General features: G+C 46.2%; 20 protein-coding genes and 1 pseudogene. 11 read left to right on the forward strand and 10 right to left on the reverse strand.

The window, feature by feature from the left end:
• Positions 1-56: 56 nt before the first annotated feature.
• The 4 genes and pseudogenes from AABA75_RS18070 to AABA75_RS18085 all read right to left on the reverse strand — a co-directional run.
• A pseudogene (locus tag AABA75_RS18070) lies at positions 57-1403 on the reverse strand (MFS transporter); the annotation flags it as partial.
• A gap of 59 nt (positions 1404-1462) precedes the next feature.
• On the reverse strand, positions 1463-3520 hold the full coding sequence (locus AABA75_RS18075) for a TonB family protein (RefSeq protein WP_338294132.1): 2058 nt from the start codon (positions 3518-3520) through the stop codon (positions 1463-1465).
• 11 nt (positions 3521-3531) lie between these two features.
• On the reverse strand, positions 3532-3918 hold the full coding sequence (locus AABA75_RS18080) for a BlaI/MecI/CopY family transcriptional regulator (protein ID WP_338294133.1): 387 nt from the start codon (positions 3916-3918) through the stop codon (positions 3532-3534).
• A 165-nt stretch (positions 3919-4083) separates the two neighbouring features.
• Positions 4084-4266, reverse strand: coding sequence for a hypothetical protein (locus AABA75_RS18085; protein ID WP_338294134.1), 183 nt, complete (start codon positions 4264-4266; stop codon positions 4084-4086).
• Between the two features lie 363 nt (positions 4267-4629).
• Between AABA75_RS18085 and AABA75_RS18090 the strand changes: the two genes are divergently transcribed.
• Positions 4630-6558 (forward strand): RecQ family ATP-dependent DNA helicase, encoded by a 1929-nt coding sequence (locus AABA75_RS18090; protein WP_338294135.1) that lies wholly within the window; start codon positions 4630-4632, stop codon positions 6556-6558.
• A gap of 13 nt (positions 6559-6571) precedes the next feature.
• On the opposite strand, the gene AABA75_RS18095 is transcribed toward AABA75_RS18090, so the two are convergent.
• Together AABA75_RS18095 and AABA75_RS18100 are read right to left on the reverse strand one after the other, a co-directional pair.
• Positions 6572-7936 (reverse strand): amidohydrolase family protein, encoded by a 1365-nt coding sequence (locus AABA75_RS18095; RefSeq protein ID WP_338294136.1) that lies wholly within the window; start codon positions 7934-7936, stop codon positions 6572-6574.
• 76 nt (positions 7937-8012) lie between these two features.
• The gene (locus tag AABA75_RS18100) at positions 8013-9047 is read right to left on the reverse strand and encodes a helix-turn-helix domain-containing protein (RefSeq protein WP_338294137.1); all 1035 of its coding nucleotides are present in this window, start codon (positions 9045-9047) and stop codon (positions 8013-8015) included.
• A gap of 167 nt (positions 9048-9214) precedes the next feature.
• On the opposite strand from AABA75_RS18100, the gene AABA75_RS18105 reads away from it, so the two are divergent.
• The 8 genes from AABA75_RS18105 (at position 9215) to AABA75_RS18140 (ending at position 18236) form a co-directional block, all read left to right on the forward strand.
• Entirely contained in the window at positions 9215-10279 is a 1065-nt protein-coding gene (locus AABA75_RS18105) for an efflux RND transporter periplasmic adaptor subunit (protein WP_338294138.1), read from the forward strand.
• The gene (locus tag AABA75_RS18110) at positions 10276-13407 is read left to right on the forward strand and encodes an efflux RND transporter permease subunit (RefSeq protein WP_338294139.1); all 3132 of its coding nucleotides are present in this window, start codon (positions 10276-10278) and stop codon (positions 13405-13407) included. Before AABA75_RS18105 ends, AABA75_RS18110 begins: the two co-directional genes overlap by 4 nt.
• A 92-nt stretch (positions 13408-13499) precedes the next feature.
• The gene (locus tag AABA75_RS18115; RefSeq protein WP_338294140.1) at positions 13500-13835 is read left to right on the forward strand and encodes a zinc ribbon domain-containing protein YjdM; all 336 of its coding nucleotides are present in this window, start codon (positions 13500-13502) and stop codon (positions 13833-13835) included.
• Between the two features lie 115 nt (positions 13836-13950).
• Positions 13951-14832 (forward strand): SIR2 family protein, encoded by an 882-nt coding sequence (locus AABA75_RS18120; protein WP_338294141.1) that lies wholly within the window; start codon positions 13951-13953, stop codon positions 14830-14832.
• Positions 14833-14957: 125 nt separating this feature from the next.
• Positions 14958-15170, forward strand: a complete 213-nt coding sequence (locus AABA75_RS18125) for a hypothetical protein (RefSeq protein WP_338294142.1) — start codon at positions 14958-14960, stop codon at positions 15168-15170.
• 322 nt (positions 15171-15492) lie between these two features.
• On the forward strand, positions 15493-17166 hold the full coding sequence (locus AABA75_RS18130) for a response regulator (protein WP_338294143.1): 1674 nt from the start codon (positions 15493-15495) through the stop codon (positions 17164-17166).
• A gap of 176 nt (positions 17167-17342) precedes the next feature.
• Positions 17343-17501, forward strand: a complete 159-nt coding sequence (locus AABA75_RS18135) for a hypothetical protein (protein WP_338294144.1) — start codon at positions 17343-17345, stop codon at positions 17499-17501.
• 42 nt (positions 17502-17543) lie between these two features.
• A complete protein-coding gene (locus AABA75_RS18140; protein WP_338294145.1) occupies positions 17544-18236 on the forward strand; it encodes a hypothetical protein in 693 nt (230 codons plus the stop codon).
• On the opposite strand, the gene AABA75_RS18145 is transcribed toward AABA75_RS18140, so the two are convergent.
• From AABA75_RS18145 to AABA75_RS18155, 3 genes are all read right to left on the reverse strand, one after another.
• Positions 18179-18748 (reverse strand): flavodoxin family protein, encoded by a 570-nt coding sequence (locus AABA75_RS18145; protein WP_338294146.1) that lies wholly within the window; start codon positions 18746-18748, stop codon positions 18179-18181. The genes AABA75_RS18140 and AABA75_RS18145 overlap by 58 nt on opposite strands.
• Positions 18749-18857: 109 nt before the next feature.
• On the reverse strand, positions 18858-19238 hold the full coding sequence (locus AABA75_RS18150; RefSeq protein ID WP_338294147.1) for a VOC family protein: 381 nt from the start codon (positions 19236-19238) through the stop codon (positions 18858-18860).
• Between the two features lie 95 nt (positions 19239-19333).
• Positions 19334-20218, reverse strand: a complete 885-nt coding sequence (locus tag AABA75_RS18155; RefSeq protein WP_338294148.1) for a pirin family protein — start codon at positions 20216-20218, stop codon at positions 19334-19336.
• A 141-nt stretch (positions 20219-20359) separates the two neighbouring features.
• On the opposite strand from AABA75_RS18155, the gene AABA75_RS18160 reads away from it, so the two are divergent.
• Positions 20360-21262 carry a LysR substrate-binding domain-containing protein gene (locus AABA75_RS18160; protein ID WP_338294149.1) on the forward strand — a complete coding sequence of 301 codons (903 nt, stop codon included), beginning with the start codon at positions 20360-20362 and terminating at the stop codon, positions 21260-21262.
• Between the two features lie 246 nt (positions 21263-21508).
• Positions 21509-22744, forward strand: coding sequence for a hypothetical protein (locus AABA75_RS18165; protein WP_338294150.1), 1236 nt, complete (start codon positions 21509-21511; stop codon positions 22742-22744).
• A 29-nt stretch (positions 22745-22773) separates the two neighbouring features.
• On the opposite strand, the gene AABA75_RS18170 is transcribed toward AABA75_RS18165, so the two are convergent.
• Positions 22774-24792, reverse strand: a complete 2019-nt coding sequence (locus tag AABA75_RS18170; protein ID WP_338294151.1) for a TonB-dependent receptor — start codon at positions 24790-24792, stop codon at positions 22774-22776.
• Positions 24793-25003: the final 211 nt, after the last annotated feature.

Genomic DNA, 25003 nt, shown 5'->3' on the forward strand with positions numbered 1-25003 from the left:
AATTGTAGTGTCAGAACCTTGTAATTTCCTGCATCTGCGCATAAAAACACTCAGATTTAAGGTTTACTCTGCTCCAATTCAGCCGCTTCCTCTGCCAGTGCCCGTTCTTTTTCTGCTTCCTCTTCATCCACAATAAGCAATTGTTCCTGCGCTAACTCTTCATCAATACGCGGATCTAAAGTAGCGGCAAGCGGCGAAGTGGTAACATCCGAAGCGCTCACCACATAATCATCAGGCTCCATTATTTCGCCCTTCTGCTTAGAGTTAATATAAGTGAGAGCTAAAAACATCAGCACAGACAACCCTGAGATGGCCCCGTAAAGTGATTGATGCCCAAAATACGTCATGAGTTGTGCAATCACAGCTGAACCAATGCCCGCGCCTACACCAAATGCAATGAGCAAAGCTGATGAAACCCCAACCCGTTCCTCGTCAGACACTCGCGAGTTTGCCAAGGCAGACGCCAATGGATACAAGGTAAAGGCAAATAAACCGAACAAGAAGGTCAGTATAAAGGCAAGCGTTGCAGTAAGCGGTAACAAAAACAGACCCAAAGCAACGATAAAAATCATCAGCGCATTAAAGCGCAATAAACGACTACGACGGATTTTGTCGGATAAAATCCCCATAGGCCATTGCGCAAGAAGCCCCGCAACCACAGTGATAGACATAAAAAACGCGATATCTTCAGCACCAAAGCCCTCTTTACTGGCAAACAGCGGTGACAAGCCATAAAAACTGCCGTTGATCATACCAGCGCATAAAATTGCCGTTAATGATTGTGGGATCACCCTTACAAAGTTAAATAAGCTCACTTTGATGGGTTTTAAAGGCTTGGGGTGTATACGTCTGGTGATGGAGATGGGTACTAAACCAATGGCCACCGCCATACATACCAGAAATAGCACCGCAGAATCTAACTCGGTAAACCGGGAGAGTGCGAATTGACCGGCCACCATGCCAAGATAAGAGGTGATCATGTAAAAAGAAAACACTTTGCCGCGGTTTTCAGGCTCAGCCTGTTCGTTGAGCCAGCTTTCCAGTACCATATAGTTACTCATCATGCCCAGCCCCACTAATAAGCGCAGAACCAGCCACAAGTACAAATTATCGCTCACGCCATGGGCTGCAATGCAAGCGATAACGACGGCCGTGCTAGCACTAAAAGTGCGAATGTGTCCAACAGAACGAATGAAATGATAGGCTATCTTGGCGCCCAGCATCAGGCCAAGATAGTAAAAAGAGGTTAACATCCCAATCCAGAAGGTAGAAACCCCCTGCCGGCCCATGTAGAGCGCTAACCAGGTAGTTAACAACCCGGTACCGCCGACCAGAAACAGATTACTGGAATAAAGAGAAAAAAACGCCCGCATGCTGTTCAAACAATAATAAGATGCTAAAACCGAGAGACTAGTGTAAGTCTCTCAAAAAGCCAAGACGTTCAAAATAAACAGCGATTTGCTTATTTTGCGTCAATCCTGGTACCTGTAGTAGCCAATACCGCGTTTTCAGGTTCAGCAAAGCTAAACACATGCTGCATTGTCATAACAGTTTCTTCACCATTTTTAATACCCGGTTGAAACTGCCATTGAGCCAGTGCCCGGCGCACCGATTTTTTAAAGGAACGATGCACTGATCCCCGAAAGGCGATATCTTCCACCTGTCCGCGAGTATTGACTTTAAAAGAAACCTGCACCTGGTCTGTGAGTCCTCTGCGCAGAGCTTGTCTGGGATACACGGGCGCTTCACCTTTAAGTAAGACAGGCGAAATCACCGTGGTTTCCGGCTCTTGCACTGGAGTTTTAGCTGCAGCGATAGTGGTTGTTATGGACTGTTCTGGCGACTCACTGTCATCAGCCTTTGCAATCGCCCCCGTTTCAGGCATAGAGTCCATAGTTTGTTCAACAGAGTCCTCAGTGGATACCGAAGCGGAGGCCAAATCAGGAACAACAGACAATTCAGGTGCGGCGGGTAAATCAATATCGACAGATAAACTTGACTTCTCAGCCCCTGTTTCGAAATCCGGCTGCTGCTTGACAATTTCCTGAGCAGCATCCACAGCAGGCAATTCAGCCATGAGCGCATCTTCAGAATCCCCCTTCGCGGACTCGGAATGCTGCTCATTATCAGTCAGCTCTGAATCATCAGTTTCAATGACTCCAGAAGCAAGTTTCGATACCCCAGATGATGAAGACGTTTGAACCACTGCGGCAACTTCGACATCCTGAGTGGTGTCTGGCTCAGCATTCACGGGAGTGACTAACTTTTCTGCTGGCTGAGTTACACTTTCATTAGCTACATCAAGCCCTGAATTCAAGGCCACACTGGGGTCAGGTGATTCTGCTTCGATAGCATCGCGACGAGCGGTGACCGTCGCAGCGGTTTCCGCAACTTCCAGAAGCTGTTCATCTTGAACATCCGGCTGGGTAGCCGATACATGCTGCTCACTGGCATTATCAGTAACCAAAATTAGCAGCACCACACTCACTGAGCAAAGCGCCGCCACAAGGCCGGATTTACGCAATCTGGCATTGCCATTGGCACAATCGGTTTGCCCTACAACACGTAAAATTCGACTTTTCAGATCACTGCCAGAAGCCGCCATAGCCAGCTCTGGAATGTTTTGAAAGCGCGACATTTCAGCATCAGTAAGTGTGGTAGCATAAGCCACCGGATTACCCACATGTGCCACGGCAATATCGTCGCAACAGCATTCACGCTCCATGCGGATCTGGCCAGATACCCAGCGAACGGCCGGATGGAAAAACAATAATAATTCCACTAAAGTCTGGAAAAAATTGATGATGTAATCATGACGTCTGACATGAGCCAATTCATGCATCAAGAGCATCTCTAGTTGTCCCGGTGTCAAGCCCACCACCATAGACGAAGGCAATAATACTACTGGCTTCAGCCAACCAATGGCCATCGGCACGTCTACTTTGTCGGAGATCAGCAAGCGCGTAACTGGATTGACCTCCAATTTGTGCAGCAACCCCTCAAAAAGCTGTTGTAATTGTGGCTCAGGCAAATACGTTGACTGATGAGGTAACTGGCAAACACCCACCATTTGCAAGGCAACTCTGACGCTAAGTAATAATACACCGGCTATCCAGCAAAGGGCCAGAAACGGCAATACGCCATGAACAAGCTGAACATTGAGAAAATCCAAAAACTCAGCCGTAGCAAACGAGACGCTTTGCACACCAGACTCAGTTAAAGCTTCTCCAAATTGTGCAACTGTACCTGAAACCCCGGTAACCACCTGCTGCATATCGATAGCTTGAAAAGATATTTCTGGTGTGTAGAGTAATGAAAATGTGGCAACAGGAACCACCACACAAAGTACTAACGTGAATAAAGAGATGCTGTAACGCAGCTGTGCATAGCGAGAGGGGATATTTTTTAGCAGTAGAAATAAGACCAAAGCAAGCAACAAACCTTGCCAGGCAAAGTGTACCAGAGTGTGTGCCAATGCGTGCAACACGGAACTATTGGCGATGAGGTTTAACCAATCCATGATTGCTCCTGCTATTTGTTTTTATCTAATGAATCCAGAAGTGCCCTTATTTCATTTAATTCCTGAGCACTAGGTGACTTACCAAGGGCGCGCATAACCAAGTTTGACTTTGAGCCATCAAAAGCCTTGTTGAGCATATCTTTCACCATCGAGCTTTGTGTCTGCTCTTCGGAATAAATAGCTTTGTATATATGGGCTCGGCTGGATTCATCTCTGGCCACCAACCCTTTTTCATGCATGATCTGCAGCATCTTGAGCACTGTGGTATAACCTACTTTATTGTGCTCATTGATTTTCTCATGCACTTCACGCACGGTTGCCGGCTCAACTCCCCACAGAATTCTGAGTAGTTGTAACTCAGCTGCAGTTGGCACACCTTTGTAATCGCTTCGCGTCATTTTATTTGCCTGGCCAATAGTTTTCACCATCTAATATACGAAACATATCGTATATTGCAAGCTTTTACCCTCCCGTATCCACCATCCTTGGCAATAAAAAAAGGCAGCGAAGTCGCTGCCTTATCAATGCCGCCTCCCTGCGGCGATGCAAACAAGTGTTTTATTCTATTTACAGCGACTTCCCAATCTGGACCCTGTTCCACCAACACAGTCACCTGAACGACGTTTACTGGTACTTGATGTCTTCTTGGTTTCTTCTTTTTCCGCTTTAGCCACATCGCTCGTTGAAGAGCAACCACCTAAAGCAAATGCCGCTACTGTTAAACCAATCCAAATCAACTTTTTCATGCTATCTCCCTTCATTTGCTGAACCATAAACTGTGAATTTCGCACTATTAAGCGCAGATAATGATGACGCTCATAATTCGCATAACGCATCAGTATCATGCTCATATCTCGTGCCCCGAAAAAAGCTACGAAACACATCGTAGAAACATTAAATACGAAAACAATCGTAGTTGTCAACAAGTAAACGAAAGGTTTCGTAGAAGTAATTATTTGAACCTCTTTTGCAACTGTACTTTTAAGTCGTTGTCAGGCTGCAAGGGACGGGTTACAGTGCCGATGGTGAACGGCATTAAGTGCCTTGAAAAGTCAAATAAGACAGTTCAGATAAACAATCACAGGGATGACGCAGGGGAGCAATGCACGATGGAAGAGCCACAACTTGTAACATGTTTAGAGCAGCAGTTTGGCTTTTCTGAGTTTCGCGCCGGGCAAAGTCAAACCATACAAAATTTGCTTGCAGGCAACTCTTCTTTAGCCATTTTCCCAACGGGTTCGGGAAAATCCTTGTGTTATCAGTTTAGCGCCACGCAACTATCGCATTTAACCCTTGTAGTCTCCCCTTTACTAGCGTTGATGAAGGATCAGCTAGACTTTTTGGCCAGTAAAAATATTCCAGCCGCCAGCATTGACTCATCACTGACACCGGAACAAAACAACAAGGTGATGGCAGATATTAAAGCCGGCCAACTTAAAATTCTGATGGTGTCAGTAGAGCGCTTTAAAAACGAGCGCTTCCGCAATTTTATAAACCAGGTGCCAATATCAATGCTGGTGATAGACGAGGCCCATTGCATTTCGGAATGGGGACACAACTTTCGTCCTGATTATTTAAAATTACCCACTTACCGACATCAGTTAAACATCCCCTTGGTGCTGTTATTAACCGCAACGGCCACCCGCAAAGTAAAGCAGGATATGGCAGCCAAGTTTGGTATCGAACAAGCACATATTGTGCAAACAGGTTTTTACCGCAACAACTTAAACCTGCAAGTATTACCCGTTTCGGAGGCAGAGAAAAACACACAATTGAGCAAGCTAATACAGCAACAAAAAGGCGCTGGCATTATTTACGTGACCCTGCAGCAAAGTGCTGAACAGCTGGCGGCTAAACTCACCGCACAGGGTCACAGTGCAGTGGCGTATCACGCCGGGCTAAAAGATGAGAACAGACAAAACATTCAACAGCGATTTATGCATGGCGAAGTGGACATAGTGGTAGCCACAATCGCTTTTGGCATGGGTATCGATAAGGCCGACATCCGCTATGTGATCCACTATGATCTGCCTAAATCCATCGAGAACTACAGTCAGGAAATCGGCCGGGCTGGTCGCGACGGCAAACCTTCGATATGCACCGTTCTCGCCAATAGCAACAGTCTGAATACACTGGAAAACTTTATCTATGGCGATACGCCGGAACTCAACGCTATTGAGCAGGTAATAGACAACATTAAAAAGGCCGATTCCGGGCAGTGGGAACTGCTGCTTTATCAGCTGAGCAACCAGTGCAACATTCGCCAGTTGCCTCTTAAAACACTCCTGGTGCAGTTGGAATTAAAAGGCATAATCAAAGCCAAATACAGTTATTTCGCCGAATATAAAATCAAATGCTTACAAGAACCAGAAACCATTGTAAACCGCTTTGCAGGTGAACGGAGTCAGTTTATCAAATCCATCTTTAACGCAACTCAGTTTAAGAAAACCTGGGGCATCCTGGACTTCGAGACGCTGCAGAGCCATTACCCCTGTGAGCGCAGCCGAGTTTTAACCGCACTCGACTATCTGCATGGGCTGCAGCTTATCGAGTTAAAAGCCAGCAACATGACTGAAGTGTATCAGGTTGATCAACTCGCCTTACAATCCGATGAGCTTGCGCCACAACTGGCAGACTACTTTAAACAAAATGAAGGTTCTGAAATTAAACGTATCGCCGCGCTGCTGCGCCTTTTGCAGTTAGAAAACTGTTTGAGTCACAACCTTGCAGCCTATTTTGATGATCGACACGCCCCGGAAAATTGTACTCATTGTTCCGTTTGCGATGGCAACAAGGCACTATTACCTGCGCCTGAAACACCGCCGATGCCAGAGCAACAAAAGCTAAGCGATATCCTTGCTCAATTGCGCAATCACCTCAACACCGACTATTTCTCAGATACCCTGGCGGCGCGCTTTTTATGTGGCTTAACCCAGCCAATTTTCACCAAAACCAAGGCCCGGCAGTTAAATGGCTGGGGCATCTGCGAACAACAACGCTATGAAGATGTCAGACTAACAGTGCAAAGTCTTTTGTAGCCCATTATTCCCATTACAAGGCTCGCCAAAGCGCCCAAAATTCAGACCAGACACTGCGATTGTCAATGGCCTCATCACGCAACGCTGTAAGCTTTTCACTATTTAACCAGCGCCCTTTTTTACTCAAAGCATCAGGGGTCACCAACACGGAAAGCTCATTAACCGGATTTTCCCTGGTATAAAGAAAATCAGCCATAAAACCTGCTCTTATCTGCCCTATCTGTTTTTCCAAACCCAGTGCCTTGGCAGGGTTAACCGTCGCTGCCTCCAGTACTTGATAGTTGTTTAGCCCAGCCTGTTGCAATAACTTCATTTCTTCATGGGTTGCCAAACCATGGGGTAACAACAACACGCCAGAATCAGAGCCAACCAGCAAAGGAATGTCCTGTTCATGCAGTTGTTTGCTGATAGCAATTAAGAAGTTGAGAGTTTTACGGTTATGCAACGCCATCTCTGGAGAAGCATTTAGCCATCGCTCAGTCTGATTACTTTTGGTTTCCATGGCAATAATAGTGGAGGTGTAATGCTGTGGCACCTTGTCTAAAAAGCTCTGCTTATCTTCACTAAGTAGTGTGAGCTGTTGGAAAATACTCAATGTCGGGGTAAGGGGAACGGCAACCTGTTTTAAGTCCGCGATGATGGCTGGTAAATCGTTTTCATCGAACTTGTGATTTAGCGGGCCTTGATAGATATCTTCAACATGTTCAAAGGACTGCAACCCCGCTAACACCTCAACCTCGAGATCACCAGAAGCATGAGGCCCGTGTTTTGCGACAGGGAAATTCAGTTTTTGCGCTTCATCCACAAGCCCCAACAATGCTTCTTCTGATAAGTTGCCGTAAGCTTTTATCAGATCATAGCCTAATCGTTTATATTTTCTCACCGCTGCACGAGCCTGCTGCTCCGTGTGCACTGTGTGATGAAGCATGGCGTCTTCATAGCCAGAGATTATAGGACTGCTCACTGTCGAACTGGCCCCGATAAGCGCATCATTGTTAACGGCATCTCGCCACTGCAATTGTTTTTCGATACCGTTCAAGATGCGCACATGGGTAACGCCATGACTGAGAGCAATAGTGTAAGCAGCTGGCTCGTAAATATGCACATGCATATCAATCAGGCCAGGGGTTACAAATCCACCCGCCCCTTCAATTATCTCGATGTTTTCAGGAAGTGGCTTGTTTTCTGTGGCATAAATATCTGCAATCACGCCACCGGTGACCACAATATTTTGGTTTGGTAATATGCGCTGATGTTTGACATCAACCACGTTGACATTCACCAGCACGAAGTCTCGGGCATCAGGAATTTCGACGACTGTCTTGGCACAACCGGACAGCAACAACAGAAATAAAAGGGCAGCAATAAATTTCATCATCTTCTCACTTAATAATTTTTCGAGAAGATTAAACTTGCGAGGAGATGTTAGCGTCTCAAAACAAGAACTTAGACGACTATTCCCTTGTTTTTGTACCGTTGATATCAGCTTTATATTGGCTCGGCGTTTGTCCCGTCTGCTCTTTGAACACTTTGTTAAACGCCGCTTTGGAGCTAAAACCCGAGTCAATTGCAATCTGTAAAACTGGTCTCGTATCGCCTGAATCTAATTGACGGCACACCTCTTCAATACGAAATTGATTAATGTATTCATTGAAGGACTTACCCGCTAATAAATTTATTGCTCTTGATATATCTCTCGTTTGCAAACCGGATAACTGGCTCAGTTCAGCTAAAGTCAAACGCGCCTGAAGATACCACTGCTGTTGTGTCAGCAGGGATTGTAACTCCTCGTAAATACCCAAGTAGTCCTCAGCTTGCTCACTGCTGGCAGTTGAATCTTGCCTATCCTGCGACTTACTTTGCGGCGGTTTTTTCTGTTCACTTAGTTTCACCACTGTCAACATGATCACCACTAACCAAAGACCATTGTTTACAGCCTGTCCCAGCGCATTTAGGTCTGGGCTAAGCCATTGTTGAATGTTTAACCTCACCAGGTCGATAAGGTTAAAGACCGTGGTAACCACAACCACCCAAAGTAACCATATAAAAGAAAACTCATCCGCATCTGAACGCTGTTCATCTAACTTGCCCTTGTAATCTAACAGGACTCTGGCTGTCAGAAGAGCGTAAATCAAGCGCCAAAAAGTACCTATCGCAATGATCACCTGTACATGTGTAGTGAAAAACAAAACTGGTAACACAGGTAAAAAGTGTAGAGATTCCTCTAGTCGCAGCTTATCACCAATCAAATGGCGGGTGGCAAGATAAGAGGCCGGCCCAAATAGCATGATAAAAACCGGACTAACTAGATAGATATCTCGGGTTATCCCGGTTTCTTCCAGGGTGTTAATCACTGACGAAAGCGCGATCAACACCAGTAAAAGTGCAATACCGCGAAACGATAAGTGACGCCACAAAAGAAACGCCCCCAAAACACAAACACTCAAGGTGGCAGACTGAATCAAATTAACGAAGCTAAACGCGACCATGGCGTAGTTCAGATTTCCGAAAAAATATAATGAATGGCAGTATCAGGGTAGGTTTAGCCGTTCGTCAATCGAAAGCAGACTAAACTTGTTTCACCGTGCTATCGTATACAGCTGGCAAATTAATTTTAGCCATTGTCACTGCTGATGACTTAACAAGGAGTATCACTATGTCGCGCATTTTTCTTTTGTTGCTTTTAATGCTTTCCAGCACGCTATCGGCTCAGGTGCAAACAGTCAGTGTGATAGAGCCTCAAGTCCTGAATAATCAGCAGTCGATGGTATTGAGTGGCACGATAGAGGCAATCCATGATGCTAGTCTGGCAGTGCAACAAGCTGGACTGGCAAAAACGCTTTATAAGGATTTGGGGGATCAGGTCAGTAAAGGCGAAAAACTATTGCAACTGGACGACAGCTTGGCCCGTTACCAGTTACAACAACTTGAAGCGGCAGTGAGTACTACCCAGGTGCAACTGGCCGAAGCCAGCCGCCTGTATAGTGAAGCTTTGCGCCTTTCAAAAACGCAGGTGGTGCCCGAAACCTTAATCGCAGAGCGCAAAGCACGTGTTGCCGAAGCAGAAACCACGCTACAGCAAGCCAAAGCCAGTTTAGGACTGCAACAGGAAGTGTTGAGACGACACGCGGTTTACGCGCCATTCGACGGTATTATCACCGCGAGAAATGGTGATATTGGCGAATGGCTGCAACCGCAAAGCCCGGTGTTTAATCTGGTTTCTAATACTCAACTGCGTCTGCGTGTGGCCGTACCGCAAGAACATTACTCAGCGGTGTTGGCTTATCAGCAATCCGATTCCCCAAATGTCGTGGTAAGCATCGATAACGCAAAAAACCAACGTCTGACCTTACCCATCGCGGCAATCGTAAAGGCATCGGATCCCCAAACTCGTACCTTCCGGTTACTGGTACACCTGCCGGAAGATCCACAACTCATTTCTGGTATGTCGGCCAATTTGCAACTGGATTTGGGTGACCAAATAGCTCCCCTGTTGTGGTTACCAAAATCCGCAGTGCGCTCTCATCCAGATGGTGGCCATAGTGTTTTCTCGGTGCAGAACAACCAAACCGTGCGCCATATAGTGCGCATTGAACGCAGCGACAGTTCTCGATTTGCCGTATCTGGCGCCCCTGCAGGTGTGCCTTACGTTAGTAAGGGCGTGCAATTATTGCAAGAAGGTGTGTCGGTGAATACTACTGAGGAAGGGGATGAACAATGATAGCTGCAGTAGCACATCGCGGCATACTGGTAGCAGTATGCGTCTTCATCGCTGCAATTTTAGGCCTCGTCACCTCTAGCAAAACCCCAATCCAGATGATCCCGGATCTGGAAGTGCGCACCATCACGGTACAAACCGGATGGGCTGGCGCGACACCACAAGACATTGAAAAAGAAATATTAATTGAGCAAGAACGCTATTTGCGAGGCTTACCTAACCTACAACGTATGACCTCTTACGCAGAAATGGGCCAGGCCAATATCGAACTGGATTTCCCTTTTGGGGTCGACGCCAACGACGCTTTGATCAGAGTGAATAACGCCCTAAGCCAGGTGCCCTCCTATCCGGAAAATGTCGACCAACCACGCTTGTTTTCCAGTGCCTTTTCCAGCAACGCATTTTTGTATTTTGCCCTGACACCGCTGCCGGGTAATCCTTTGCAATTAGACATGGATATGCTCAGCGACTTTGCCCAAGATTACGTGCGCCCGCGCATGGAAAGCGTTGAAGGCGTCTCTGAAGTGGGCGTTGGTGGCGGTGCCGCCAGACAAATCCAGATCCGAGTAGATGCCCACCGTTTGGCCCAACGAGGAATTAGCCTGAATGAAATACGCGATGCCGTACGAGATCGCAATCGCGACGCCTCTGCCGGCGATATCGAAAGTGGTCAAAATCGTTATCTGTTGCGAGTAGTAGGCCGCTTTGAAGAGCTTAATGAAATTGGTGATATCGAGATTAAGCGCGTGGATGGCAACAGCGTATATCTGCGGGATATTGCCGATATTCAACTAGACCATTTTGAGACTCGAGGATTGTCCTACTTCAACGGCCAACGCAATTTGATGTTGTCGGTACGACGGGAAAGCGGCTCCAACGTTATTGATATTAAACACGGCATCATGGCTGTGGTGGAAGACCTGAACAAAAATCTGTTGGCGCAAAATGGGCTGATGATGACCAACACGGGTGACGACGTGCAGTATGTACAAGACTCACTTAAAAATGTCTGGTTTAACCTCATTTTAGGAGCCCTGTTAGCCACTGGTGTTATGTATCTGTTTTTGCGCTCTGGTAGAGCGACGCTGGTGGGGGTGCTGGGTATTCCAGTGTGTACCATTGCGGCTTTTGTGGCACTGAATTTGTTGGATCGCACTATCAATGTGATTTCCTTAGCGGGTGTCGCGTTTGCCATCGGGATGACAGTGGACAATACCATCGTAGTGCTGGAATCCATTATTCAGGCATGGCGCAAAGGCACCTCAAAATTACAGGCAGCCATTGCCGGTGTGCAGGATGTGTGGCCCGCCGTGCTGGCCTCCACAGCCACCACCATTATGGTATTTACACCAATATTATTTGTTCAGGAAGAAGCCGGACAGCTCTATTCCGATATCGCCATTGCCATTTCAGGGGCTATTCTGGCCTCCATGCTCATTGCCGTTTTTGTAGTGCCCGTCAGTCTGGCAAAGCTTACCAAAAACAAAGAGTTCGTCTCGGTCTCACGGGCCAAAGCAGAACAAAAGTGGCTTAACTTTACAGCGTTTTTCATTAAAAACACTGCTTCAGCGCGCACCTGGTGCCTCGCCTATGTATTGATTATTCCGGGCCTGGCCTGGTTGCTAATGCCCGCAGCCGAATACCTTCCCGAAGGTGAAGAGCCCAAAGCCTTTAGTATGATGATCGCACCGCCCGGATACAACCTCAGTGAGATGCAAAACATTGGCGATGAATTGCGCGAATACTTCAACCGTTATGTAAACATGCCAGAAGAAAATTATGTTGAGGGTGAAATGGTACCGCTGGATTATTACATGATGCGGGTGGCTATTGGCCGGGTGTGGTTTTTGAGTGCTCCAAAGGATCCCGCGCTCATCAATGAGATGATGAACCAGATAACTACTAAGTTCAGAAGCTACCCCGACATGCGCGCATTTTCCTCCCGAGGTTCTATCATTTCCAGCAATGATGGTGGCTCCAGAGCGGTCGCAGTGGATATCTCTGGCGCCAACATGCAGGACTTGTATCAGGCGGCAGAAGCTGTTTATCAGCAGGCTGAAAAATCCTTCGATAATCCGCAAATCAATTCCGATCCGCGCTCATTGACGTTAACCCAGCCCCTTATTGAAATCCGTCCACGTTGGCGTCGTCTGGAGGAGCTGGGCTTTAATAATCGCGACTTCGGCTATGCCGTATCTGCCTTAAGCGATGGAGCCTTCGTAGATGAATTTATTCTGGGTGACGATAAAGTGGATATCTTCTTATATAGCGGTGCTGGTAATGCCCAAACCATTGAGCAACTCAGTCAAGCGCCAATGATCACCCCCACAGGCGGCGTATTGCCGCTCAATGCGATGGCAGATCTGGTGGAAACCAAGAACAGCAACAGTTTGCGCCGTATTGACGGCGACAGAACCGTGACTGTATACATTATTCCTCCTCGTGATGTGGCGCTGGAAACAGCAGAACAAATCGTACGCAATGAGCTGTTACCCACTTTGTGGCAATCTGGCGAAATCGCCCAAGGCATTCGAGTGGATGTCAGCGGTGCCGCCGATCAACTGCAGGCGACACGAGCCTCACTATCGGGTAACTTCCTGATTGCATTAGTAATTTGTTATCTGCTGTTGGTAGCTATATTTAAACACTGGCAATACCCTTTGTTTATTCTCGCCACTGTACCACTGGGCATGGCCAGTGGTTTGTTGGGCTTGATTTTACTCAACGCCATCGGCGGTGTCGGCGAAGCTATGGGCTTTGGTAGCTTTCATCAGCCGTTTGATATGATCACTATGCTGGGCTTTCTGATTTTATTAGGTACAGTGGTGAACAACCCGATTTTGATTGTTGAGCAAACCCGCAAGAATATTCAGGAGCTGGGTATGCAGGTACAAGAGGCCGTGCAGCAAGCGGTTAAGCGCCGACTCACACCGATACTCATGTCCACCTCCACCACGATTCTGGGTTTGGCCCCACTGGTGCTCATCCCTGGCGAAGGCACCGAGCTCTACCGCGGCGTCGGTATCATCGTGTTGTGCGGTATACTAGGCTCAATGTTCTTAACCATGAGTTTTCTACCCGCCCTGCTTGTGGCTTTGCTTAAAGATAAAGACTCACAAACAACACAGTAGCGAGAGAAAATACGGGCGTTTATGCAATTAACCGCTTGCATGCGCCCGAAATTACTTTAACCTGCCAGCTTTTTACACAAGGCTATTAAAGTATGTCGCTTCCTCCCTGCCCGCAATGTCAATCAGAATACGTTTATCAAGACCAGGAACAACTTGTCTGCCCTGAGTGTGGTTACGAATGGAACCCTGCCCAGGTCGCTGAAGACGAAGCGATTGCGGTAAAAGATGCCAACGGCGCGTTATTAGCCGATGGCGATAAGGTTACCGTTATCAAAGATCTTAAAATCAAAGGCAGCTCACAAGTGATTAAGATTGGCACTAAGGCTTTGGTGCGCCGAGTGCTGGACAAAAAAGACCACGAACTGGACTGTAAAGTAGATGGTGTCGGCGAAATGATGGTGACAGCCAAATTTGTGAAAAAGGCCTAGAGCGTGTTGCTCTAGACGTTTGCAATCAGAATAAAATTTTAATATTGCAGTAAAATATTTACCGTTTTAATCTTTGCCTGACTTCTTTTTCAGTTAAGGCAACAGGGAACGAACCATGAGCGAAGATATTTTACTGATTGGAAATGATATCAATAATGGCGCCAGGGGTAATTCATGGAGTGATTTGCTGTCCAAGATGAACCAGGAGTTTGGCACAAGTGTTGATTTCAGCGATCCTAAAAAGCCGTTTCCGCTGGCATATGAAGAGTTTTATTTTGAAGCCGCTGTACAAAACGGCCACAAAGAAAAAGACGTATTGCAATTTATCGCTGAACAAACCGGCGCCATAGAACCCAATCCCATCCACGATTTGTTGGTGTCTTTGCCCTGTGAAAACCTCTTTACCACTAACTATGATCTGAGCCTCGACAGAGCCATTAGTGAGCAGAAAACTTATAAAAACGTCGGGGTTGTGCCGGAAAAGACCTACAACTTGTTTCGCAAACACCAGGTCAACAACAAATCAATCTGGCACATCCACGGTGTTGCCAATAATCCGAATTCAATTGTATTAGGCTATAACCATTACAGCGGTTATCTGCAATACATGCGTAATTACGTGGTAACAGGCACCAAAGATGCCTACAAATCGTTACCCGCCACACAACTCATCAAGCAATTAAAATCTGCCACAGTACAACATAACTCGTGGATCGATTTTTTCTTTACCCATAACATTCATATTCTCGGCTTAAGCCTGGATTTCATCGAAAGTGATCTTTGGTGGTTATTAACCTATCGCCGCAAAATCCAGATCGATAAAGACAAGTTAATCGATATCTTTAACCAAATTCACTATTACATTCCGCAAAAATATGTTGCCAGTTCCAAAGCTAAGATAGACCTGCTTAAAAGCTCGGGAGTAATGGTGAATATCATTGATGCCAAACCTTCGACGCTAGACTATTACAAAAAGGTCAGCGATTTAATTGCTTGAAAACCAGCTCACAAACTCATTCCAATGTAGAAACCAAATCCAACTCACTTGCGTATAAAAATTTGACCAAACCTGAATTGGGGTATATTTTTTTAACCAACTCTGTTTTCAATTAGGGGGAGAGTATGTCTTCTTACGTTGTGAGTTATGAACTAAGCTCCAAAGAGCGGGACTGTACCGAGCTACATAAACGCATTAAATCGTACATTGCTTATTATCATTGTTTGAATTGCACCTGGATTATTAAATCTGAATTCACGGTAGAGCAAATTCGAACACATTTATTAGCTGCGCTACACAAGAGTGATCGACTGTTAGTGGCCAAAATTCAGGCCTGAAGCAGCAAGTTAAAGGACCTGGATTACTACTTAAACAGGTTTGATTTAGATTGGAAAGCCAAGGTCTGGGTTCCCGTTTCTTTTATTAGCCTCTCCTACAGAGCAAACAGGCACTCAATAATTTCTATATTTCTTTTAAACTCATCACCCAAATTACTCGTAATCATAGTTTCTTAATTGCATCAGCAGGTTGAAATGTGGAATGGTTTATCCATCAAAAACCATTTGCTATGATTATTTGGTTTTAAAGGACATTTTCGGTATCAGGAACCAATAAGGATATCGGAGTGGATAGTAATAGTGGTCAGGGATAATAAAAGATATGTTTGAAGTACCCCCCCCTAAGCGTATTGACGAAGCCAATGCCATCGTCATTGATCAACAAAGACTTATTCGGGATACATTAAAATCGGTTTTGGTACAGGCGGGCGTGCGCGATGTTACGGTTTGCTCAAACGCCTTTGAAGCTCTGTCTGCATGCCGTTCCAAGGAGTTTGATTTAATCTTTGTCTCCTTCAATCTCAACCTGGATAAAGACGGCTTTCACTTTCTGGAAGAGCTCAAGTTCAAAAGTTATGCTAAGAATACAACCGGCATAGTGTTCTTAAGTGCTGATACTGACAAAGGGCTGGTAAATAGTGTTGTTGAAATGCAACCCGACGACTTCTGGCTTAAACCCTTTGATATTAAAGGCATTTCCAGGCGTTTAAACTTCATGTTAGAAGTCAAACAGACTCTTCATAAACCATTGTTTTTTGCCGACGAATTGGATTATTCCAGAGCGATTTATTACGCAGATCGACTGCTAGCCCTCACTGAGCTAAAAGAGTTTCACCCTCGCCTGCTACGCCTCAAGGGGCAGTGCCTGATGACCATCAAGGAGTATGGTGATGCTGAAAAACACTACCGAGAGGTGCTCAAAAAATATCGCTACAATTGGGTCAACATTGGTTTGGCTAAAAGCCTACTAAAACAAGAAAAGTTCACGGAAGCGCAAGAGCTTATCGACAAATTAAAACTCAGAGCCGATACCCGCTGTGGCATACATGACCTTCTCGGTCAGCATTACCTGCAAAAAGGTCAATATGAAAAAGCTTACGTAGAGATCATTGAAGCAGCAAAACTGGCACCGAGAAACCTGGAGAGAAACAAGCGCACCTGGGAGTTAGCAAGACTCAATCACGACCCGATGGGGCAGCGTGAAGCCACTATAAATATGGCCAAATACGCCAAAAACTCTATTCACGATTCACCTGAGTTAACGCTTAATGTAATACGCTCCAACATAGATTTGGCAAATTATGTCGAAGAATCTGAAGCGGGCATTTATCTAAATGAAGCGCAAAAATACCTTAATGAACTCACCACCAACCCCAAACTCTATCGAAAATTAAAAAGCCAGATAGATGTGATCAATGCCAGGCTTCACAGTGCCAAGGGTGAAAAAGGAAAGGCTGACGCCATACTCAGGCAGCTTCATAAAAACGTGAGTGGCGATGTTGAAAACAACCTGGAATACAACTTCGATTTAATCAAAGCGCACCATGAAGCAGGCAATCGCGAAGCTTGCATAAAACTATTGAACGACTCGAAAGAACTGGTCAACGGTAATATGTTCTCTGGTGATATCCTGAATAAATATATCGAGCAGGAACTGGATGAGCGCAGCCACATCCACTTTACCCCCAAAGAACTCACTGAGATGGCCGCGGCCTATCACACTCAACAAAAGTATTCCCAAGCCATGCGGATGCTGGACCAGGCCTTCAGGCTCTCGCCGCGCAATGAAAAACTGGCTATGAATATTATGAAGGTGGCCGCGTCTGCAACTGAAAAAGGGCGATTAGACAATGACCAGAAGCGGACAGTAAGCAAAGCCATCATGATGCTAAACAAGGTCAATCTGGTAGCAGAAGAAGCAAAACTATATGCTTTTTTCAGGGAGCAGATAGGCGAAATCAATGAACTGGATTTATTGTCCACGGAGCTGGCTTAACCTGGCGCAAAAACTCAGCAAAAGAATAAAGTCCCGTATTAGTGATATTAATCGGGACTCAACTTGAGCAAACCTACTGGTTACTATGGGCACTCAGGACCAATTACTTGTGTGTAAACCAAACAATAACTAGTGCGTAGTGCAGGTCCACATCGCACTATAATTCAGGGGAGCTCATGAAAAACATTCTGGTCACTGACATTTTCGGAAAAACCAGGGCCACAGAAGCGATGGCGCAGGATTTTGGACATCAGTGTGAGGTTTATACCAATTCCAATAAACATTTACCCAGCTCAGTGGGAGATGAAAAGCATTTAGACCAGGCGGATGTTTGAAGGTCTAGTGGGCCTAAATCAAAAACATCCAACACCGTATAAATGCTTTTCAGCCCCATCGAAGACGCGCCTCAGAAACATTATTTCTTTGTTACCAACATGGATGTTGGTAAGGGGCGAGAGCAGGATGCGTTGAGCTTTGTGCGAAGTTCACAAGACCACCAGTATTCTTTCATTCGCACGCCTCGAACTAATGTCCCTGAGGCTGCGCTGAGTGTGCAATTGTTTATTGGAATTGGTATTTTTCCTTATGATGAAGAACAACTCAGCTTTGATAATGAAGCGCAAGCCTACGACTACTTTAGGGCAAATGTTGGTCTGGAGGCCTACGTTAAGAAGCTAGCTAATTTTATAAAAGCCAGCAATGATATGGTGCAGTTAACGGGCTTTAGCGTAGGGGCCTCTGCAATATGGGTGCTCTCTGATAGCGACACCTTTAAAGACCACACCTTAAACAATGTCACTAGCGCCACTTGCTTTTATGGTTCGCAAATGCGTCATCACAAACATATTCAACCGCAGTTCCCGGTTACGCTGATATTGCCGCGCTATGAAAAGCATTTTTCAGTTGCCGAGTTACAGTCGGATTTATCCCGATATGAACATGTCAGATTGGAGCAAACTGAATACTTGCACGGGTTTATGAATACACACTCAGTCAACTTTGATGCCAATGCTTATGCCGATTTTTGCCGATACGTACGTGCCCATTTTGCAACTCGATTGGCCAGATAGCGGGCGCTTCTTAAATCAGTTTCATTTACGCAACCATCAAGACTATGTGCGGTAACGCCTAACTGGCAACCCAATCTATTCACATTTTTTCCCCGATCACTAAAAGGGGCATCCAGCCCCAGCCATATCATTCCATGCTGGCTGGCAAGGGTAGAGAAATATTGTAAAGTGGAGGCTTGATCACCGTTCAATCCGGTGCCAGATGTAATACCTGCTGCAATCTTGCCTGCCCAGGTTTGGCTTTCCCAAAAATCACTGGTGGCGTCAGCAAAGGCTTTAAATTGAGCCGCGACATTACCCATGTAAGTGGGGGAAGCAAATATTATGGCATCACAAGTATGTAGCTCCCCCATGAGATCATGATTAATAAAACGTCCTTCCACAATTTCAGCACCAATGATTTGATGAGCAATTACCTGGATACTTTGCGTCTCTAACTCCTGGCAAACCGCGCTGGCCAATTTGCCCGTAACGTCTGTTGTTGAAAAATAGACGACACCTACTTTTATCATTGTGAAAAACTCCTGTGTAAAACGTTATAACCCACAATTAACTTCAGCTTACACCCGGACTTAGTCTCCTGAAACCAGCCTAAAATGGTGTTGATACAAACTCCTGTTACTACTGCAGTTCAAAGCCGCGAGACTCTCTGATGCTTATAGGGTTGCCGTCAGGGTCGACACAACGAATGATATTGCCCCAGTCTGTTTCATAGCGTCTGGCGGCGGGATCATAGCTCTGCACCAGTGGCAGAGCAGTTAATGTGTCTGCAACGTGAAAACGCAGAATTGCAGGACTTCGCGCTAAGTTTTTCTCCTGCGGCGAAGCAACTCCGCCAGTTTCAATCATCAGGTAGGCGTCTCCAAACCCTAGACAGGTCAATCTAAAGTCACCGTCACGTTTGGAAAACAATTCCTTCAGACCAAACAGTGACTGGTAAAACGAAACACAGTCATCAAAATGGGCGACAGTTAAAATAATGCCAAAACGCTCAACGTCCATCGCATCACCTTTATTAGTTACAAGCAGTCAACACCTTCATCGGCTCGCACTTTAAAACCTCAACCAAACTTGAGGTAAAGCACTTTTTAACGGGTTTATTTTAAAGTGCCCAGTAAACCGTTTTCGTAGTCACGTTGAACCCTATCCAACTCTTCCTCTGAGCTCATAACAAAAGGGCCACGTTGAAAAAAGCTCTCGCCTATGGCTACGCCTGAAAACAATACAAAGTGGGCTTCATCTTGCACGGCGTTGATAACTTCAATGGCATGGCCACTGGACTTAAGCGCAACAGCCTGACCTGACTCCAAGGTGAGGATTCGGCCACCGATAGCAATATCAATACTGCCTGCTACGGCGTAAATCCAACTTTGCTCATTGAACTGTGGCTGATGTTCAAATCTTCCAGCAGCAAATAGTTTTCCGTCCAAAATGGTTAGGTTGTTAGGTGATATGGTTGCACCTTTAACACCATTTGATTCGCCGATGGCAATGCGCACACGGTAATCAGGTGCTGTTAATAGTGGCATTTGTGTCGCTCTGACCAGGTTAGAAGTAGAGTCTGAGTGCTTGAGCGATTTTGGCAAGTTCACAAACACCTGCAAACCGTGGATCTCAGCGCCATCTCTGGGGGCCTCATCGTGAACCACCCCACGACCAGAATTTAGCCAGTAAAGATCTCCCGGTAATAAATCAAAGTCATTGCCCAGTGAATCGCGATTGTGAAATTTGCCAATACTGTCTTCAAATAACAAAGACACCGCTGATAAGCCTGCATGTGGATGGGCTCCAAATGTGGGCCGGGTCATGGTGTAGTGATCCACCATAATCAGAGGATCCATTAAACCGTCAAAAGACGAATGGCGAAAACCCAGAGCATTAAAACCCTCTCTGATTTTCATAGGATTTCCATGGGTAACTTTTGAAAGTTCAATACTGTTGGTTTCGCTTTGCAAATTAGCTTGGTTAGTTGCAGTGTTCATTAGTGCTCCCCCTCATGTTTTGGCACAAAATCAAGATAGCAACGGAACAATCGTTCGGTAAATAGACAAAAAACGAACCCTTTGTTCTATTTTTGGAACTATAATAGTGGACACTGATGATATTCGTTGAGGCACCGGGCATTGATTGATCTAAATGACTATTACTATTTTGTGCACGTTGTGGAGAAAAAAGGGTTTTCAGCCGCAGCTGTAACACTGGATATCCCCAAATCCAGACTGAGTCGTCATATAAAAAGTCTGGAAGAGAGATTGCAGGTGCAGCTTATCCAGCGCACCTCCAGGCAATTCGCCATAACCGAGATTGGCCAGATTTTTTACAGGCATGCCAGAAGCCTGGTTGATGAGATGGAGCAGGCAGAAGCGGCTGTAAAGCTTAATCAAAAAGAACTCTCGGGCAGTGTTAATCTGAGTTGCTCAGTTGGAGTCGCTCAATTTGCTTTAAAGCAGGTTCTGCTTGATTTCATGATTGAGAATCCACAAATTTTGGTGCAGCAGCATGTCTCTAATCAGCCGGTAAACTTGATTGAATCCGGGATTGATATCGCAGTAAGAGGTCATATGGCACCGCTACCCGATTCAAGCTTAATCCAACGCCATTTAGCCACAGTGCAATGGCATCTGTTTGCAAGTCCCGAATATCTGGCGCAAAAAGGTACGCCCGCATCCCCTATCGAGCTGATAAAACAACAAACTCTCAAGGTGGGATGGCAATCTAAAAAAGGCGCCTGGACACTACTTCACGATAGCGGTAAGGAAGCATCTATTCCTATCACAGCACGACTGTGCAGCGACGATATGAGCACCCTAAAACTCGCAGCTGAGCAAGGCTTAGGCATCGTTGCCTTACCCTCCTATACCTGTAAGCAAGAACTGGCTGAAAACAAATTGCAAAGAGTACTACCAGAATGGAACGCTGGCATCGCCGAGCTAACACTTTTAACGCCTTCCAGAAAAGGCACTTCCCCATCGGTGAGTGCACTAAAAGATTATCTGCTGGAAAAGGTCCAGGCCAGTGTCACCTGAAAGGCAGAGAGCAGTAGTTTAGGTGAGTCCGGGAAATAGTGGCTCGAGACCATTTACCCAGGCTATGCAGCGACAGCTATGAAAGTGGCCTGGCTCAGCGAAGCTGCAGTTCGCTCTCTGAACGGTGATAATTCTCGACATCCTCTATGATTCGATTTGTGTAAATCTAGTTTTGTGGGTTGCCAAAGGTTAATTTATTAACCATATTATACAGATAAACTGTTTCAACTATGGCAGCAACAAGCGATGGCGAACAAAGGCGGACCAGCTAACTCTCACCCAATAAGGGCACAAACAACCACAACAGCGGTGAATAACTCCAGAAGCAATGGATTACCGGATGTCAGTCAGGCGCGCAGTGCTTTGAACCAACAAATTCGCAATTTCGGTGGGGCAAAAAACGTCAACCCTTTGCCTGATGTAAGCAATTCTCGCGCTGCGCTAAGTAAACAGATCAAAGCCTTTGGCGGGGCTCAATCCGGCAAGTTACAGGCCCCCCTCCCTCAGCAGCGTTATATGGTATCGCCTCATGATGACGTCAATAACATGATGAACAACCTTCGAGGGTTTGGTGATTCAGCACAGTTGCAAAACGAAATGAATCAGCACAAGGCTATGATGGGACAAAAAGTCTCTCCGGGAAATATTCCTATGGTGCGCCCGGTGTTTAAGGATGAGGCCCAGCGAAGTGCCTTTAATAAAATGGCCAATGAGCGATTAAGCAAACTCGGGCCGCAAGATAAGTTAAAAGGCGCAGAAGCGCGAAACAACTTTAATACCTATACTCAGATGGCATCCTGGTCCACTCAGGACAATGCCATGATGAACTTTAGCGGCGTCGATAAAAGACGCTCGCACCCAATAGTGTATGTGCAAGGACACGGTGCCGCTGGAGACACCAATATTTATTCTGACGCCAATGAAAAGGCATCCGCCAATGCCGTAGGCCGCATGCTTAACAAGATGGATTTACCCAAGGTAAGTCAGATCCGGGCCAATTCCTGCTTCAGTGGCACGGCCACAAATCTGGACAAAAGTGGCGCAGACTTGATGCAAAAATTCCAGGATAACACCCTGGATCAAATGGGCGGACAGCGCAGTGAAACATTCGCCGGTGCATTATCAAACGATCTCAATAATCCCTCCTACAAAGCCAGATATGATGCCAACAAAGCCGAAGTAGACAAGCTAATGAAACGTCCACTGGGTGCCTTTGGCCAGCTTAAAGCCGCCATTGACCCGAACAATTTAACAACCGCTCGTAAAGCTGCTATTGATTCAGTAGACAAACCCAGACACAACCGGGTTGTGGGTTATATGGGCCCTACATCTCAGGGGGTAGAAACGGTAACAAAACGCACTAACCCACTGGATAAAGGCGCCCAAACTTGGGATATGCATCAAGGTGTTTCATTGAAAGGCCAATATGTATTGCGCTCACAGGCAGCCAACAAAGGCCCGAGCGTTCCCGGTAAGAAATAGGTGGTTTTACCCCTGGTTCGAAGTAGGAGTTAAAAGTTCATAGTAAATTGCAGGCGCACATTGCGCGGCGCTTGAATAAATTGAAAGGGCGATGTGCCACGCGGATTACTGTGGTAATACTCACGATCAAACAGGTTTTCCACATAAACACCCAATGTCACGCTTTGCTTTGCATTCAATTGCCACCCCTCACTAAGCAGGTGCATGTTTACCGTAGTCCAGGCCGGGATTTGTTCTATCCTGAGTCCTGTGCCGTCTAAGGTGTTTGCCGCGGTTTTGGTTTTTGCAAAATGATCCACAAACAACGCCAGGCTCCAGTTTTCAGTCCATTGATAGCTTAGCCCCAATTTTAGTTTGGTACGTGGAATATCCAGCACAGCAGACTCACTGTTAACTTGTGTTTCATCGGGTGACACAAAACGCGCCCCAAAGAAACCTTGCCAGCGCTCTGATTGCCAGCGCAACAGGTTCTCTGCGCCGGTAACACGCTGTGTACCTGTTACCTCTGTGCGCCATGTTCCGGTATCAACATTGAAGGTCTTTTGGTAAAAATTGGCGGCTTCCATTGAATAAACTGCAAAGGCATTACTAAAGGTTACGTCCTGCCAGCGCCAACCACGACTGTAATTAAGTTCCCACATATCCATGGTTTGCGAGGCTAAATTGTCATCCACAACACCATCAAATTCAAAAATTGTCGGCGGTCTGAACGCTTCGCCATAGGTAAGCTTCCAGGCAGAGTTGTTATCAGGCTGATAAACCGCATTGATCCTGGGTAGCCACGCGGAATCGGTAAAATCTTGTTGGTTATAGCGCAGACCTACTGTCAGATTGAATTGCGCGCCATCTTCCAGCTGCCATTGCTGTGCGACTTGTGCGTATACGGCATGTTTGTCCGACTCCTCCTTGTCCACCGGCCAACTGCCAGGTATCTGTTCCTCAATACCTGTACCAGTGGCGACGTATTTTATTTTGCTGCCAATATCGGTTCGCCAACCGTCATAACCGAAAATCCAATGACGCGCTGGTGTTTGCTGATAACTAAACTGGCTGCGCAAGCGCCAGCGATAGGAAGGGCCGATATCTTCTCGCTCGGTAAACACCTCCAATTCACTGTAGCTAGTGGCAACATCCAGCCCGTTTACTTTTTGTCGGTCTTTCTCTTTGTATTCACGAAATTGACTGATTTCTACGAAACCCTGCCAATCTTGAGCAGGCTCAAAATTTCGCCCGAGGTACCACAAGCTGTAACCCCGGCGGGAGTCATCTCCGGTGACAAAATCCACGGCCACTCGCTCTATGCCACTGACGTTTTCAGTGCGGGTGATATTGGCTCCAGCATAATATTGTTGATATTTTAGCTGGAGATCGAAGGTCATGTTTTCCTCATCATTGCGAAAACGCGAACTATCTCGGTCACGCAAGGCGTCCAGCTGTGGATTTCGACTAAACCGCTCAGTATCAAAAACAAACTGACGCAAGCTGTGGTAATTTAAATCGCTACTAAACCAGCTACCACTCACGCCGTAGTGCAGTTTCTGGTATTGGCCTGTGCTGAGGAAATTCAACTGTCGAGTCCCTACCTCGCCTACAAGCCCCGCCACTTCCGTTACCGACTCGTCACCATTTAATCGGGTAACAATGTTAATAACGCCTTGCGCTGCGTTACCACCGTATAGGGTAGAGTTTGGCCCCATCAACACTTCAACCCGTTCAATTCTATGGGCCGGGAAGTTATTCATCATAAAGGCTTCGTTAGCCAATAAGTTTTGTACTTCGCGACCGTCTATCAATAGCAGCGTACTGGCCATGTTACCGGTAAATCCTCGCTGACCGCCAGGCAACCAGCTCCACTGATAAAAAATGTCCATATTGGGAATGGTGGCGAGAATTTCTTTGATGTCACGCCAGCCAAACTGCTTGATGGTTTGCCTGTCTATGACATAGACAGTACCGGCGGAGACCAACCAGGATTCTTCTTTGCGGGCCGCGACAGACACTTCGGTATTTAAAAGTTGTTCCAGGCTCATATCAAATAAATCATCCACTGATTGTGCCTGCACACTCAGCAAGGATTGCAGAGAAACAACGAGAAAAGTCAAACGGCCAAAGGGCATAGATAAATGTCTGTTTAATATTGAGCTCAATGGAAGTGTAGAAACGCTTTTATTAGAAGGCAAATAACGTCGTTCAGGTGCTAAAAGAGCGTGAAATTTTGTGCCCCTTTTAAACCATCACAGGTTTCTTCTCGTCTCATAG

It is taken from the genome of Planctobacterium marinum (genome assembly GCF_036322805.1).
GTDB lineage: Bacteria > Pseudomonadota > Gammaproteobacteria > Enterobacterales > Alteromonadaceae > Planctobacterium > Planctobacterium marinum_A.